General features: G+C 67.4%; 12 protein-coding genes and 1 tRNA gene. 3 read left to right on the top strand and 10 right to left on the bottom strand.

Features of this window, described 5'->3' with window-relative positions:
• Positions 1–88 precede the first annotated feature (88 nt).
• From HPS01S_RS17325 to HPS01S_RS17285, 9 genes are all read right to left on the bottom strand, one after another.
• Complete coding sequence (locus tag HPS01S_RS17325) at positions 89–1,486, bottom strand: sigma 54-interacting transcriptional regulator (RefSeq protein WP_066158825.1); 1,398 nt, start codon at positions 1,484–1,486, stop codon at positions 89–91.
• Positions 1,483–2,172 (bottom strand): hypothetical protein, encoded by a 690-nt coding sequence (locus tag HPS01S_RS17320; RefSeq protein ID WP_066158822.1) that lies wholly within the window; start codon positions 2,170–2,172, stop codon positions 1,483–1,485. Before HPS01S_RS17320 ends, HPS01S_RS17325 begins: the two co-directional genes overlap by 4 nt.
• The gene (locus HPS01S_RS17315; RefSeq protein ID WP_066158819.1) at positions 2,162–3,580 is read right to left on the bottom strand and encodes a HAMP domain-containing sensor histidine kinase; all 1,419 of its coding nucleotides are present in this window, start codon (positions 3,578–3,580) and stop codon (positions 2,162–2,164) included. The genes HPS01S_RS17320 and HPS01S_RS17315 overlap by 11 nt, the downstream gene beginning before the upstream one ends.
• Positions 3,581–3,584: 4 nt before the next feature.
• The gene (miaB, locus tag HPS01S_RS17310) at positions 3,585–4,928 is read right to left on the bottom strand and encodes a tRNA (N6-isopentenyl adenosine(37)-C2)-methylthiotransferase MiaB (protein ID WP_066158816.1); all 1,344 of its coding nucleotides are present in this window, start codon (positions 4,926–4,928) and stop codon (positions 3,585–3,587) included.
• Positions 4,929–5,049: 121 nt separating this feature from the next.
• Complete coding sequence (locus tag HPS01S_RS17305) at positions 5,050–5,409, bottom strand: hypothetical protein (protein ID WP_066158813.1); 360 nt, start codon at positions 5,407–5,409, stop codon at positions 5,050–5,052.
• 81 nt (positions 5,410–5,490) lie between these two features.
• Positions 5,491–6,051: a YaeQ family protein gene (locus HPS01S_RS17300; protein WP_066158810.1), complete on the bottom strand. Its 561-nt coding sequence runs from the start codon at positions 6,049–6,051 to the stop codon at positions 5,491–5,493.
• Between the two features lie 75 nt (positions 6,052–6,126).
• A tRNA-Met gene (locus tag HPS01S_RS17295) sits at positions 6,127–6,203 on the bottom strand.
• A gap of 36 nt (positions 6,204–6,239) precedes the next feature.
• On the bottom strand, positions 6,240–7,658 hold the full coding sequence (locus HPS01S_RS17290; RefSeq protein WP_066158808.1) for a vWA domain-containing protein: 1,419 nt from the start codon (positions 7,656–7,658) through the stop codon (positions 6,240–6,242).
• A 76-nt stretch (positions 7,659–7,734) separates the two neighbouring features.
• Positions 7,735–8,523: an enoyl-CoA hydratase gene (locus HPS01S_RS17285; RefSeq protein ID WP_066158806.1), complete on the bottom strand. Its 789-nt coding sequence runs from the start codon at positions 8,521–8,523 to the stop codon at positions 7,735–7,737.
• A gap of 152 nt (positions 8,524–8,675) precedes the next feature.
• On the opposite strand from HPS01S_RS17285, the gene HPS01S_RS17280 reads away from it, so the two are divergent.
• Genes HPS01S_RS17280 through paaK form a run of 3 tightly spaced genes read left to right on the top strand, consistent with a single transcriptional unit; the run spans position 8,676 to position 11,217 of the window.
• On the top strand, positions 8,676–9,482 hold the full coding sequence (locus HPS01S_RS17280) for an enoyl-CoA hydratase-related protein (RefSeq protein ID WP_079364477.1): 807 nt from the start codon (positions 8,676–8,678) through the stop codon (positions 9,480–9,482).
• A 2-nt stretch (positions 9,483–9,484) separates the two neighbouring features.
• Positions 9,485–9,925: a hydroxyphenylacetyl-CoA thioesterase PaaI gene (gene paaI / locus HPS01S_RS17275; protein WP_079364478.1), complete on the top strand. Its 441-nt coding sequence runs from the start codon at positions 9,485–9,487 to the stop codon at positions 9,923–9,925.
• Positions 9,922–11,217: a phenylacetate--CoA ligase PaaK gene (gene paaK / locus HPS01S_RS17270; RefSeq protein WP_066158796.1), complete on the top strand. Its 1,296-nt coding sequence runs from the start codon at positions 9,922–9,924 to the stop codon at positions 11,215–11,217. Before paaI ends, paaK begins: the two co-directional genes overlap by 4 nt.
• 129 nt (positions 11,218–11,346) lie before the next feature.
• On the opposite strand, the gene HPS01S_RS17265 is transcribed toward paaK, so the two are convergent.
• Entirely contained in the window at positions 11,347–13,314 is a 1,968-nt protein-coding gene (locus tag HPS01S_RS17265; protein ID WP_165961647.1) for an ELWxxDGT repeat protein, read from the bottom strand.
• Positions 13,315–13,635: the final 321 nt, after the last annotated feature.

Below are 13,635 nucleotides of genomic sequence, written 5' to 3'. Positions count from 1 at the left end.
GGCGCGCACAGGCCCTTTTTGTCGCTGTTCGGCGACAGTGCCAGCCAGGGGAGAAAAAAAACCGTTGTGAATCAACGGTTTTGGCTTGTCACAAAGCAGCGACAGGGTCTGTGCCGTCGCCGCCGTCCGCGTCGCTCTTGAACAGCCCGGGGGTCAGGGCGTGCTTCTGCAGCAGGCGGTAGAACTCGGTGCGGTTGCGCTGCGCCAGCCGGGCCGCGTCGGCCACGTTGCCGTCGGTCATCTTCAGCAGGCCCACCAGGTACTCGCGCTCGAAGCGCTGGCGCGCCTCGGCGAAGCTCAGCACCTCCACCGAGGGCGTGCGCAGCGCGCGCTGCACCAGGGCCAGCGAGACCAGCGGCGTGGTGGAGAGCGCGCAGACCTGTTCGACCACGTTGTAGAGCTGGCGCACATTGCCCGGCCAGCTGGCCATGGTCAGCGCCTTGAGGGCTTCTGGCGCAAAGCCCGAGCTGCGCTTGCCGTACTTCGCGGCCAGCTGCGCCAGGAAGTGGTTGGCCAGCAGCGGGATGTCCTCACGCCGCTCGGCCAGGGTGGGCAGGTGCAGCGTCACGACGTTGAGGCGGTAGTAGAGGTCCTCGCGGAACTGGCCCTGGGCCATCGCCGTTTCCAGGTCGCGGTGGGTGGCCGAGATGATGCGCACGTCCACCGGGATCGACTGGCTGGAGCCGAGCGGACGCACCGCCTTCTCCTGCAGCACGCGCAGCAGCTTGACCTGCAGCGCCGGGGGCATGTCACCGATCTCGTCGAGCAGCAGGGTGCCGCCGTCGGCGGCCTGGAACAGGCCTTTGTGGTTGGCGTGGGCGTCGGTGAAGGCGCCCTTCATGTGGCCGAACAGTTCGGATTCGAGCAGGGCCTCGGGAATCGCGCCGCAGTTCACCGCCACGAAGGGCTTGCGCGCGCGCCGGCTGGCGCGGTGGATGGCGCGCGCCATCAGCTCCTTGCCGGTGCCGCTGTCGCCGCGCAGCAGCACGCTGGCATCGCCCTGCGCGACCAGGCGGGCTTCGGCCAGCAGGTCGGCCATGCGGCTGGAGCGGCTGACGATCTCGGCGCGCCAGGTTTCATCGGCCTGGCTGGCGGGCAGCGTGGGCGCGCTCAGGGCCAGGGCCTGCGCGATGCGCTCCAGCAGCTCCTTGGCCTCGTAGGGCTTGGTCAGATAGGTGAACACGCCGCGCCGCGTGGCCTCCACCGCGTCGGGGATGGTGCCGTGGGCGGTCAGCAGGATCACCGGCAGCGAGGGGTGGCGGTTGCGGATCTCGTCGAACAGCGCCAGCCCGTCCTTGCCCGGCAGGCGCACGTCGGACAGCACGAGCTGGGGGCGGTCGATGTCGAGCTGGCTGAGCGCCGCCTCGGCCGAGCCAACGGCGGTGACCTGGTAGCCCGCCGCGCCCAGCCGCATGGACAGCAGCCGCAGCATGTCGGCATCGTCGTCGACGACCAGCAGGCGGGCGCGGGCCGGGCTGGTGGTCATGGCAAAGGGCGTGCACCGGGCGCGGGCGCGCGCGGGGTCAGGCTGCGCTCGATGGCGCGCATGGCTTCGAGCCGGTCGTTGAGCACGTCGATGCGACGCTGCGATTCGCGCAGCTGCTGCGCCAGCCGGTCGGCCTGGTCTTCCAGCCGCCGCGCCTCGTGCAGCCGCCCGGCCAGCAACCGCGCCAGCGGGCGCAGCTCGATGGCCTCGGGCGCGTTGCTGGCCGCGACGCGTTGCAGCAGGCCGAGCGCGCGTGCGGTGTCGACGGGCACATGGGTCTGCGACAGCACCAGGGCCAGATGCATCTGCCGTTCGGCCGAGGCGCCGGGTTCCCCGATCTGGGCCTGTTCGGCCGCCAGTTCGCCGGGGCCCATGGTGCGCAGGCGGTCGGCGTAGAGCAGGGCCGCCGCGAGCGGCGAGGTGGCGACCGGCGGTGTGGCGGGCGTGGCAGGCGCGGTGCCGCGGGCGGTGGCCGGCGGCTCGGGCGGCGGCGGTGGCGGGATGAGCACTTGCGGACTCTGGTCGGGCCCCGGGGTGCCGGCCAACGGCGGTGGCGGGAGCAGGTCGACCGGTGCCCCGGGCGGGGTGGCGCAGGCGGCGAGCACCAGCGCCAGGCAGAGCACCGGCAAGGTCCGGAGGGATGTGGCGGTGCGGCGCAGGCGCGGTCGCCGGAGGTCAGGATGCATGGGGAAGTTCGATGCGGAAGTGGGCGCCGGGGCCGTCGGGCAGGAGTTCGATGCGGCCGCCGTGGGCCAGAATGTACTCGTGCACGATGGACAGGCCGATGCCCGTGCCCTTGACCGCGTCGGCGGGCTGCCGCTCGCCGCGGTAGAAAGGCTCGAAGATGCGGCCCCGGTCGTCGGGCGCCACCCCGGGGCCCTGGTCCTGCACGTCGATCTGCACACGACCGGCCGTTGTGGCCAGCGCCACGCGGATCTGGCCGCCGAAGGGCGAGAAGCGGATCGCGTTGGACAGCAGGTTGCCGATGGCCGAGGCCATTTTGTCGCGGTCGACCGGCAGCACCACGGCGGGTCCTTCGACCTGCACATCAAGCTGGTGCGACTGCCAGCGCAGGCGCTGCGCCTCGACCTGGCTTTCCACCAGCGCGCGCATGTCGGTGGACTCGCGGCGAAGCTGGCGCGCCTCGAAGGCGGCGGCGTTGAAGCGCAACAGCGCCTCGATCTGCTGCTGCAGCGCCTGGGTGTTGCCCTGCAGGATGCGCACCACCTCGGCCTGGTCGGGGTTGAGCGAGCCGGCCACGCCGTCGCCGAGCACGGCCACGCCTTCGTGCAGCGAGGCCAGCGGCGTCTTGAGTTCGTGCGAGATGTGGCGCAGGAAGCGCGCCTTGTCGGCGTCCAGCTCGGTCAGGCGCAGTCGCAGCCACTCCAGCTGCTGGCCCACGCTGCGGATGTCGGGCGGGCCCGGCACCTCGATCGGCACGTCCAGCCGGTTCTCGCCCAGGCCAACGATGGCCTTTTCCAGCCGGCGCAGCGGGCGCGCCAGCCAGATGCCGAAGCCGAAGGCCATCGCCACCGCGAGCGCGATCGAGCCGCCCACCTGCACCGCCAGCTGCTGGCGGTTGCGCTCGAAGCGCGTCTGCAGTGCGGCGTTGCGGCCGCCGATGATGGCCTGCACCTGCTGGGCGATGGCGGCGCTGTGGCCGTCCAGTTCGCGGAAGGCGCGGGCCACCTCGCGCTCGCGGTCCAGCGCGGTTTCGGGCTCGCCGTCCAGCAGGGTGGTGACGTCAGCGAGCTGCTGGCGCCAGCTGCGCACCAGGTCGGGCGAGACCTCGTTGTCCTGCAGCCGCACCAGGATGTCGCGCGCCTGGCCTGCGGCCTCCTCGAAGCGCTGACGCAGCTGCGCGTCGCGCAGCACCAGCGACTGGCGCGCCGAACGCTCCATGGCCACGCTGCGTTCGGACAGCGACTGCGCCGCGGTGCTCAGTTCGATGGCCTGCGTCGCACCGTCGCGGCTCTGCGCCATCAGGCTTTCCAGCGTGAACAGCGCGCGCAGCGCGCTGGTCCCCAGCAAGGCGCCGATGAGCAGGAACGCCAGCAGCAGCAGCTGCGGGAACGAGAAGCGCAGCCACTTCATGAGCTCAGGCAGGCTCGCGCAGCAGGACTTCACCGCGCAGGGAGTGCGGCAGCGCCTGCGTGATCTTCACGTCGATCATCTGGCCGATCAGGCGGGCGCTGTTCGGGCCGCCGTCGAAGTTGACGATGCGGTTGCACTCGGTGCGGCCCATGAGTTCGGCTGCGTTCTTGCGCGACGGGCCTTCGACCAGGATGCGCTGCACCGTGCCTTCGCGGCTGGCGCTGATGCGGCGCACGTTCTCTTCCAGCACCGCCTGCAGGTGCTGCAGGCGTTTGAGCTTGACCTCGTGCGGCGTGTCATCGGGCAGGTTGGCCGCCGGCGTGCCGGGGCGCGGGCTGAAGATGAACGAGAAGCTGCTGTCGTAGCCGACGTCGGTGATCAGCTTCATCATCTTCTGGAAGTCTTCTTCCGTCTCACCCGGGAAGCCGACGATGAAGTCGCTGCTCATGGACAGGTCGGGCCGGATCGCGCGCAGCTTGCGGATCGTGCTCTTGTATTCCATGGCGGTGTAGCCACGCTTCATGGCCATCAGGATGCGGTCGCTGCCGTGCTGCACCGGCAGGTGCAGGTGGCTCACCAGCTTCGGTACCTTGGCGTAGGTGTCGATCAGGCGCTGGGTGAACTCGTTGGGGTGGCTGGTGGTGTAGCGGATGCGTTCGATACCCGGAATCTCGGCCACGTACTCGATCAGCATGGCGAAGTCGGCGATCTCTTCCGTGTCGCCCATCTGGCCGCGGTAGGCGTTGACGTTCTGGCCCAGCAGCGTCACTTCCTTGACGCCCTGATCGGCCAGGCCGGCCACCTCGACCAGCACGTCCTCGAACGGGCGGCTGACCTCTTCACCGCGGGTGTAGGGCACCACGCAGTAGCTGCAGTACTTGCTGCAGCCTTCCATGATGGAAACGAAGGCCGAGGCACCCTCGACGCGCGCGGGCGGCAGGTGGTCGAACTTCTCGATCTCGGGGAAGCTGATGTCCACCTGCGGCTGGTTCAGCCGATCGCGTGCCTTGAGCATCTCGGGCAGGCGGTGCAGGGTCTGCGGGCCGAACACCACGTCCACGAAAGGCGCGCGCTTGATGATCTCGGCGCCCTCCTGGCTGGCCACGCAGCCGCCCACGCCGATCAGCACACCCTTCTTCTTGAGGTGCTTGACGCGGCCAAGGTCGCTGAACACCTTCTCCTGCGCCTTCTCGCGCACCGAGCAGGTGTTGAACAGGATCAGGTCCGCCTCTTCGGGGTCCTGGGTTTTTTCGAAGCCCTCGGCGGCGCCGAGCACGTCGGCCATCTTGTCCGAGTCGTACTCGTTCATCTGGCAGCCGAAGGTTTTGATGAAGACTTTTTTAGACATAGGAATCACCCCCTGCGCCGCTGGCGCGGCTTCCCCCTGGAAGGGGGACCACGCCTGTGGCCCGGCGAAGCCGGTTCCATGGCGTGTGCTGGACGGGGGCCCTGCAGTGGTTGGTTGGGGGTTACTGGCCGGCGCGTTTGCGCTTCTCGGCCGCTTCGGCTTCGGTCAGGATCCAGACGTCGTGGACCATGCCGTGGGGCTCGACGGTGTAGTTCACCAGCAGCTCTTTGCCGACGATGGCGCTGGAGAGGACGAGCAGGTTGTCGGGGCCCTTGATGCGGGCGCCCGGCGAGAGCTGGGCGGCCTTGCCGTCCATGCTGATGACCGGCGGCTGGGTCACGACCAGGGTTCCGCGCAGGGCGCTGGCGGGGAAATTGCGCGGGGCGTTCTGTGCCTGCGCCAGGGAGGTCAGCGCACACAGGCCGGCGCCGGCCAGGGCCAGGGCGGTGCGTCGTGTGGCGAGGGAAAGGCAGCGGTTCATGGTGTAGATCCAGAGGCTGAAGGGGGCACGGCGGCGGTCGCCGTCGCGGGCGCCGATTGTCTCACGCAGTGCGGTGGCCGGTCATTTCCAGCGCACGGGCTCGATGTGCACGCTGCCCAGGTGGCTCGACAGCGTGAGCGCGCCGTCCTGCACCGTGGCTTGCAGCTGCATGCTGCGTTCGGCCATGGCCGCCAGCGCGGGCGCCACTTCGGTTGGCAGGCGCCAGACCTGCAGCTTGTCCAGGCGGGTCAGCTTGTTCTCGATGCCCTTCCACCACACATCGGCCGCCGAGCTGAAGGCGTAGACGATGACCGCGTCGGCCTGGCTGCAGGCCTTGGACAGCGGCTTGTCTTCCGGCTGGCCGACCTCGATCCAGACTCGTTTGCGGCCGGTGAAGTCGGTGAGCGAGGCGTCCGGGTCGTCCGGGTCGGACAGGCCGGCGCCGAAGGCCAGGGTGCCGTCGCCGCCGCAGGTGTCCTGCAGCTCGTGCGCCTGCAGCGCCATTGCCACCAGGCGGACCATCATGCGCTCGTCGGTCTCGCTGGGGTGGCGGGCCAGGGTGAGCGCGTGGTCGGCGTAGTAGCCGTGGTCGATGTCGGCGATCTGCAGATTCGCCTTGAAGATGGTGGACTTGATGGCCATGGTCGCTCCGGTGTCGCAAGAGAAAGCCGGGCAAGAAAAAACCCCTGAAAACGGCGTCTTCAGGGGTTTCTTGTCTGGTGGCGATAGGTGGACTTGAACCACCGACATCAGCATTATGAATGCTGCGCTCTAACCAACTGAGCTATATCGCCGAAGCCCAGCATTATAAGCCCATTTTTTCGAAGCGCTCAAGCCCCCTTGCGCGACAGCGGGGCCAGTTCCTCGCGGATCAGCCGGCCGATCAGCCGGTCCAGAGTGGCCACCGAGTAGTTCTTCACATCGTGCACCGTCTCGCGGCCCGGTCCGCTGGCCGGGTCGTCGGCGCGGTCGTAGGTCAGGAACACGAAGCGGCCGCCGGTGTACTGGGCGATCTGGCGCTGGACGAACTCGCCCTGCGGGTCCAGGCCGCTGGCGCCGACGCTGAAGACCTTGATGCCCTTGCCCAGCGCCACCTGCATCGCGGCGTCGTAGCGCGGCCGCTCGGGACCGAGCTGGGGCGGCGCGTCGGCCAGCAGCACCACCATGCGGGTGGCGCCCTCGCCGCGCCAGCTCAGGCGGTGCACCGTTTCGTGCAGCGCCTCGCTCATGGCCTCGGGGTAGTCGCCGCCGCCGTCGGCCTGCAGCTGGTTGAGCACTTTCTGGAAGGCGCCGAGGTCGTCGGTGAAGTCGTGGCTGCGAAGCACGAAGGGGTCGGTGGTGTCGCGGTAGGCGACCAGGCCGAAGCACAGGTCGGGGCGGCTGGGCAGGCGCGCGGCGTCGGCGGCGATGCTGTGCAGGCTGCTCTTGAGCTTCTGGATCTCGTCGGCCATCGAGCCGGTGGCGTCGATCAGGAACACCAGGTCCAGGCGGGCGCGTTGGGGCGCGACGGTACCAGCCAGCTGCAGTTCCAGCGCGTCCTTCTGGCCGCGGCGCAGCAGGCCGCGCGCGGTCTGGTCGCCCCGGGTGGCCGTGACCTCGTACAGCGTCGACGGCGCCGGGTCGAAGGACCGCGGGTGTAGCCAGACGCGGCCCGCGCGGTCGGTGCGCGCCCGCAGCAGCGCGCCCTGGGGCGAACGCACCTGCACCTGCGCGTCGGGCACGCCGCGGCCGGCTCGGTCCCGCACCGTGAGCAGGTGGCGCTCGCTGATGTCGCGCGCCTGGTGGGGCACGTTCGTGCGGGCGCGGAAGGCGAGGTACTCGGCGAAGTCGGCGTTGTCATCGACCATGCCGGCGGTCACGACAGCAGCACGGTCGGGGCGCGCGCCGCCGGGCGAGAGGGCCGGCGCGACCGCCATCGCTTCGGGCGCGGCTTCCATCGCCATGGCGGCGGGTGATGCGGCCTTGGCCACCGCGTCGCGAGTGGTGACCTCCGCGCGGGAGCGGGGCAGGGTTTTGCTGTAGCGCACGGAGGGTTCGGCGATCTCGGGCCGGCCGGCCACCTCGTGGGTGCGCATCGGGCGTTTGCAGTGGGTGGCGCCGGGCGGCGCGAAATCGGGCTGGGCGGATACCGCAGCGGCCGGGGCCGCCGCCGCTGTGGGCTGTGCGGTGACGGGCATACCGGAGAGCAGCAGCTGGCCGCCGAGCAGGGCGGTCAGCAGGCGGGACAGCCGGGGATTCTGGAGAGGCATCGTGAACTCCGTGGAGGTGGGTGATGCCACTGAAACGAACCGGCAGGCCGGACGGGGTTAAACCCCGCGAAAAAAATCAGCCGTGCTTGAACACCGCCTTGCGCTTGTTCACGAACGCGTCCATGCCTTCCTTCTGGTCCTCGGTGGCGAACAGGGCGTGGAACATGCGGCGCTCGAACATCACGCCGTCGGCCAGACCGCCCTCGAAGGCGCGGTTGACGCATTCCTTGGCCGCCATCACGCTGGGCAGCGAGAACTCGCAGATCTGCAGCGCGGCGCCCAGGGCTTCGTCCATCAGCTTGTCCAGCGGCACCACGCGGCTGACCAGACCGGCGCGCTCGGCTTCGGTGGCGTCCATCATGCGGCCCGTTAGGGCCATGTCCATGGCCTTGGACTTGCCGACCGCGCGCGGCAGACGCTGCGTGCCGCCGGCGCCGGGGATGATGCCCAGCTTGATCTCGGGCTGGCCGAACTTCGCGTTGTCGGCGGCGATGATGAAGTCGCACATCATGGCCAGCTCGCAGCCACCGCCCAGGGCGAAGCCGCTGACGGCCGCGATGACCGGCTTGCGCACGCTGCGGATGGTTTCCCAGTTGCGGGTGATGTAGTCGCCCTTGTAAACGTCGGCGAAACTGTATTTCGCCATCGCGCCGATGTCGGCGCCGGCCGCAAACGCCTTCTCGCTGCCGGTGACGATCATGCAGCCGATGCCCTCGTCGTTGTCGAAGGCCTTGAGCGCGGCGCCCAGCTCGTTCATCAGCTGGTCGTTCAGCGCGTTGAGCTGCTTGGGGCGGTTGAGCGTCACGATGCCGACACGGCCCTCGGTGCGCACGGTGATCAGTTCGGGGGTGGCGTTTTCGCTCATGGTGTGTCCTCGGGTGGTGGGGGATGATTGACGTGAACGTCAACTATAGCCGCCCCGTTTTCGGGTGCAGCACCCAAGGGAAAACATTAACCGACCGATGGGTCGGTTAATGACAGAATGGCCCGTTCAAGAACGACAGGAGACAGCTTTTCATGAGTGCCGCCCCAGAAGACAGCAGCGTTCTCTATATGGAACACGGTGCCGTGGCGCAGGTCACGCTCAACCGGCCCGACGCCCTCAACAGCTTCACGCGCCAGATGCACCGCGACCTGTGGGCCGCGCTGGACCGCGCCGAGGCCAACCCGGCGGTGCGGGCGCTGGTCATCACAGGGGCCGGGCGCGGCTTCTGCGCCGGCGCCGACCTGTCGGAGTTCGACTTCGAGCCCGGGCCGGACCTGGTGCAGCGCGCCGATCCCGGCCCGGTGATCGACCAGGCCTTCAACCCGACGGCGCGGCGCATCCAGTCGCTGCGCATGCCGGTGATCGCGGCGGTCAACGGTGTGGCGGCGGGCGCGGGCGCCTCACTGGCCATGACCTGCGACATCGCCATCGCGGCGCCCGGCGCGAGCTTCATCCAGGCCTTCAGCAAGATCGGCCTGATCCCCGACGCTGGCGGCAGCTGGTTCCTGGTGGAGCGGCTGGGCCTGGCGCGCGCCATGGCGCTGGCGATGACGGGCGACAAACTCCCCGCCGCGCAGGCCAAGGAGTGGGGAATGATCTGGGACGTGCAGGACGACCCGCTGGAAGCCGCGCTGGCGCTGGCCGGCAAGCTGGCGGCCATGCCCACCAAGGCCCTGGTCGCCACCCGCGCGCTGCTGCGCGACGCGTCCACCCGCACGCTCGATGAGCAGTTGGACGCCGAGCGCGACACGCAGTCGGCCTTGGGCAGGACGCACGATTACATCGAAGGCGTGATGGCGTTCCGTCAGAAGCGCGCGCCTCAGTTCAAGGGGGAATGAGGATGACGCCGCAAGAACGAGCGACCAAGGTGGGCGAAACCATGTTTGCGGTGGATGTCGCGAGCAAGGACACCATGGGCATGGAGCTGCTGACGGTCGAGCCTGGCCGGGCGGTGATCCGCATGGCCGTGCAGCCGCTGCACCTCAACGGCCACCAGATCTGCCACGGCGGCTTCATCTTCACCCTGGCCGACTCGACCTTCGCCTTCGCCTGCAACAGCCACAACAAGAACGCGGTGGCCGCCGGCTGCAGCATCGAGTTCCTCAAACCGGCGCACGCCGGCGATGTGCTGACCTGCGAAGGCGTCGAGCAGACCCTGCAGGGCCGGCACGGCATCTACGACATGAAGGTCACCAACCAGAAGGGCGAAGTCGTGGCCATGTTCCGCGGCAAGAGCGCGGTGATTCCCGGCCAGGTGTTTCCGGAGGAGGCAGGCGCATGAACCACTTTCCGCTCGAACCGATCGAGAAGGCCAGTGTCGATGAGCTGCGCGCGCTGCAGCTCAAGCGCCTGCAGGCCACGCTGCGCCACGCCTACCAGAACTCGCCGGTCTACCGCCGCAAGTTCGACGAGGCCGGCGTTCACCCGGACGACTGCAAAAGCCTGAGCGACCTCGCGAAGTTTCCGTTCACCACCAAGAAGGACCTGCGCGACAGCTACCCCTTCGGCATGTTCGCGGTGCCGCGCGAGAAGTGCGCGCGCATCCACGCCAGCAGCGGCACCACCGGCAAGCCGACCGTGGTCGGCTACACGCTCAAGGACATCGACACCTGGGCGACGGTGGTGGCGCGCAGCATCCGCGCCAGCGGCGCACGGCCCGGCGACCTGGTGCACGTGAGCTACGGCTACGGCCTGTTCACCGGCGGCCTGGGCGCGCACTACGGCGCCGAGAAGCTGGGCCTGACCGTGGTGCCCTTCGGCGGCGGCCAGACCGAGCGCCAGGTGCAGCTGATCCAGGACTTCCGGCCCGACATCATCATGGTCACGCCCAGCTACATGCTGGCGATTGCCGACGAGTTCCAGCGCCAGGGCATCGACCCGCGCGAGAGCAGCCTGCGCATCGGCATCTTCGGCGCCGAGCCGTGGACCAACGACATGCGGCTGGCGATCGAACACCGCATGCGCATCGACGCCGTGGACATCTACGGCCTGTCGGAGGTGATGGGGCCGGGCGTGGCCAACGAGTGCGTCGAGACCAAGGACGGTCCGACCATCTGGGAGGACCACTTCTACCCCGAGATCATCAACCCCGAGACCGGCGAGCCGGTGGCCGACGGCGAGATGGGCGAGCTGGTGTTCACCAGCCTGACCAAGGAAGCGCTGCCCATCATCCGCTACCGCACGCGCGACCTCACACGGCTGCTGCCCGGCACCGCGCGCACCATGCGCCGCATGGAAAAAATCACCGGCCGCAGCGACGACATGATGATCGTGCGCGGCGTCAACGTGTTCCCGACCCAGATCGAGGAGCTGATCCTCAAGCGCCCCGAGCTGACCGCGCATTACCAGTGCGTGCTCACGCGCGAGAACCACATGGACTGCCTGACGGTGGCGGTGGAGACGCGGCCGGGGCTGTCACCGGACAGCATCGAGGCGCGCGCGGCGGCCGAGCTGCTGCGGCACGAGATCAAGGTCTACGTCGGCTCCAGCGTCGAGGTGTCGCTCCAGCCCGAAGGCGGTGTGGAGCGCAGCCAGGGCAAGGCCAAGCGGGTGGTGGATTTGCGCAAGCATTGAGTCGAGCCGACACGCTCTGGCGGCGTCCGAGGTCCGTGTTCTGCCGGTCCCGCTCACCCAGAGGGGCTGCGGTGTTGAAGTGTTGGAAGCAACGCGAGGCGCTTCAAGCGCCCGCTTGTGTGTCTGCTTTTACCAGCCAAGGTTGGGGTGCGAGCTTCCGATCGGGCCGTCGTTCGGGTTAATGTCTTTGACCATGAAAGTGCCCGCCGACGTGCCATCGGTGGTCCACAGTTCCACGCCGTGGATGCCATCGTTGGCCGAAAAGAACAGTGCGTCATTGAACGCCCTGAAGCTATAGGGCGAGCTGCTGCCTGACCCTGGAAAGATGTCTTTGACCATCGTAGTGCCCACCGATGTGCCGTCGGACTTCCAAAGTTCATAGCCACTGTTGCCGTCGTTGGCCAAGAAGTAGAGAGCACCGTTGAATACCGTGAACCCCGGCACCTCCCCGCTGTAATACCAGGACGGGGTGCGGTAACTGCCACCCGAACCTGGGTGGATGTCTTTGACCAACACCGTACCGGTTTCGGTGCCATCGGATTTCCACAATTCGTAGCCGTTGCTGCCGTCGTCGGCCATGAAGTAGAGCGCGCCGTTGAAGACCGTCGGTTCGACAGGCGCGTTCCGCGACAGCCCTGGGTTGATGTCCTTGACCATCACCGTACCGGTTTCGGTGCCATCGGTTCTCCATAGCTCGACGTCATCGTCGCTCTGGAAGGCTGTGAAATACAAAGCGTCATCGAATACCGTGAAGTCTGCAGGGTGACTGCCGTTCGCTCCCGGGTGGATGTCTTTGACCAACACCGTACCGGCTTCGGTACCATCGGTTTTCCAAAGCTCATAGCCATTGCTGCCGTTGTGGGCCTTGAAGTAAAGGGCACCGTTGAACACGTTGAGGTCAACTGGAGAGCTGCCCACAGCTCCGGGATTGATGTCCTTGACGAGCACGGTGCCAGCAGCAGTGCCATCGCTTTTCCACAGTTCGAAGCCGTTGGTGTTGTCGTAGGCTTGGTAGTACAGGGCGCCGTTGAATACGGTGAGCTGCGTTGGGTAGTTGCCTGTTGCGACCGCGCCTGCGCCGGTGACCATCTCTGTGCCCGCTTCCGTTCCGTCGGTTTTCCACAACTGCTCGCCGTGGATGCTGTCGCGAGCCCGAAAGTACAAGGCTCCGTCGAACAATGTGAAGTGAATGGGGGCGCTGTACGAGATGCCGGGGTTGATGTCTTTCAGCATGACCGTGCCGGTAGTGGTTCCGTCGGTTTTCCAAAGTTCGGCGCCGTGGGTGCTGTCGGTGCCCGAGAAGATATAGACCCCGTTGAGTTGCGTGAACTCTGAGGGATAGCCGCTTGGGCTTCCGGTAAAGATGTCTTTGACCAACGTCGTGCCTGCTTGTGTGCCATCGGTGGACCAAAGTTCGTAGCCGGTGCTGCCATCGGTTGCAACAAAGATCCGCGACGCAGCAACGCTGAAGCCTTCACTCATTACGTAGTAGCCCACTCCCTCGAAGCGGTAGGTGTCACTCTGCGCGGCCTGCACTTGCTGCCGTTCGGCGTCGCTGGCGGTGTAGAAATGGGTGCCCGAGCCGGACCGGAAGAAGCGGTAAAGCGGCTTGAAGCCTGCGCCCGCCACCTGGCTGGCATAAAAGGCCACGCCCTCCAGCCTGTATTGAGGCAGGCTGGCTTCAATGTGTACCCGCTCGCTCTCGCTGATGGTGTAGAAGTGCACGCCGTTTTGCGTGTTGAGGAAGCGGTAGACCGGCTTCAATCCAGCCGAAGCACTGGAGGCGGCAAAAAATGCCATGCCCTCGAAGCTGAAACTGGGCAAGTGGGCGATGACAGAGTCGCGCTCGCTGGGGTCGCTGGTGTAGAAGTGGGTGCCCGTGCCTGCGTTGAAAAAGCGGTAGACCGGCAGCAGCAAGGTGCTGGCTTTTTGTGCGATCAAACCGGACTTGTAGGCTGCTGAGGGGGCCGGCTGCCCAGCTCGGAGTGGTGTGTCGGGCGAGATTGACGCTGCTTCCTGGCGTGCATGTTCAAGGTCCTGTGTGTTCAGTGCAGATCCTTGTTCCAGGCGTTGCAATGACTCTTCAGGGGTGGTCATGGCGCTGTCTTCGGACTTGGCGGTCCCGCCCTCAGCGGCCCCCCCGCATGCGCTGAGCAAAAGTGCAGCGCTGGTGGCCAACGCAAGCAGGCTCAGCCAAGCAGGCCGATGCTGCGCAGGTGTGTGTGACATTTGGCTTCCCTTGATGTAATACAAACAAGTCACTATGGCAGGGAGATTCGCCGGAACCCGCCGCAGCAGCTTGCTGATGATGATGCGCGGCGTGAAGTATGTCCGCCCAGCTTGAAAAACGTGGACCTGAAGATGATCTGGTCGAGTGGAAAATGCTCGGGCAAGGCCAAACAGGTGGTCGACCGGCGG

Origin of the sequence: Hydrogenophaga pseudoflava NBRC 102511 (genome assembly GCF_001592285.1) — a bacterium.
Classification (GTDB): Bacteria; Pseudomonadota; Gammaproteobacteria; order Burkholderiales; family Burkholderiaceae_C; genus Hydrogenophaga; species Hydrogenophaga pseudoflava.
The sequence above is the reverse complement of the archived record's forward strand: the minus strand, read 5'-3'. Positions and strand labels throughout refer to the sequence as shown.

Coding starts and splice junctions, on each gene's coding strand:
- HPS01S_RS17320 (WP_066158822.1), bottom strand. CDS start 2,172: ATGCATCCTGACCTCCGGCGACCGCGCCTGCGCCGCACCGCCACATCC.
- HPS01S_RS17300 (WP_066158810.1), bottom strand. CDS start 6,051: ATGGCCATCAAGTCCACCATCTTCAAGGCGAATCTGCAGATCGCCGAC.
- HPS01S_RS17315 (WP_066158819.1), bottom strand. CDS start 3,580: ATGAAGTGGCTGCGCTTCTCGTTCCCGCAGCTGCTGCTGCTGGCGTTC.
- paaI (WP_079364478.1), top strand. CDS start 9,485: ATGACGCCGCAAGAACGAGCGACCAAGGTGGGCGAAACCATGTTTGCG.
- HPS01S_RS17285 (WP_066158806.1), bottom strand. CDS start 8,523: ATGAGCGAAAACGCCACCCCCGAACTGATCACCGTGCGCACCGAGGGC.
- HPS01S_RS17280 (WP_079364477.1), top strand. CDS start 8,676: ATGAGTGCCGCCCCAGAAGACAGCAGCGTTCTCTATATGGAACACGGT.
- paaK (WP_066158796.1), top strand. CDS start 9,922: ATGAACCACTTTCCGCTCGAACCGATCGAGAAGGCCAGTGTCGATGAG.
- HPS01S_RS17265 (WP_165961647.1), bottom strand. CDS start 13,314: ATGACCACCCCTGAAGAGTCATTGCAACGCCTGGAACAAGGATCTGCA.
- HPS01S_RS17305 (WP_066158813.1), bottom strand. CDS start 5,409: ATGAACCGCTGCCTTTCCCTCGCCACACGACGCACCGCCCTGGCCCTG.
- HPS01S_RS17325 (WP_066158825.1), bottom strand. CDS start 1,486: ATGACCACCAGCCCGGCCCGCGCCCGCCTGCTGGTCGTCGACGACGAT.
- miaB (WP_066158816.1), bottom strand. CDS start 4,928: ATGTCTAAAAAAGTCTTCATCAAAACCTTCGGCTGCCAGATGAACGAG.
- HPS01S_RS17290 (WP_066158808.1), bottom strand. CDS start 7,658: ATGCCTCTCCAGAATCCCCGGCTGTCCCGCCTGCTGACCGCCCTGCTC.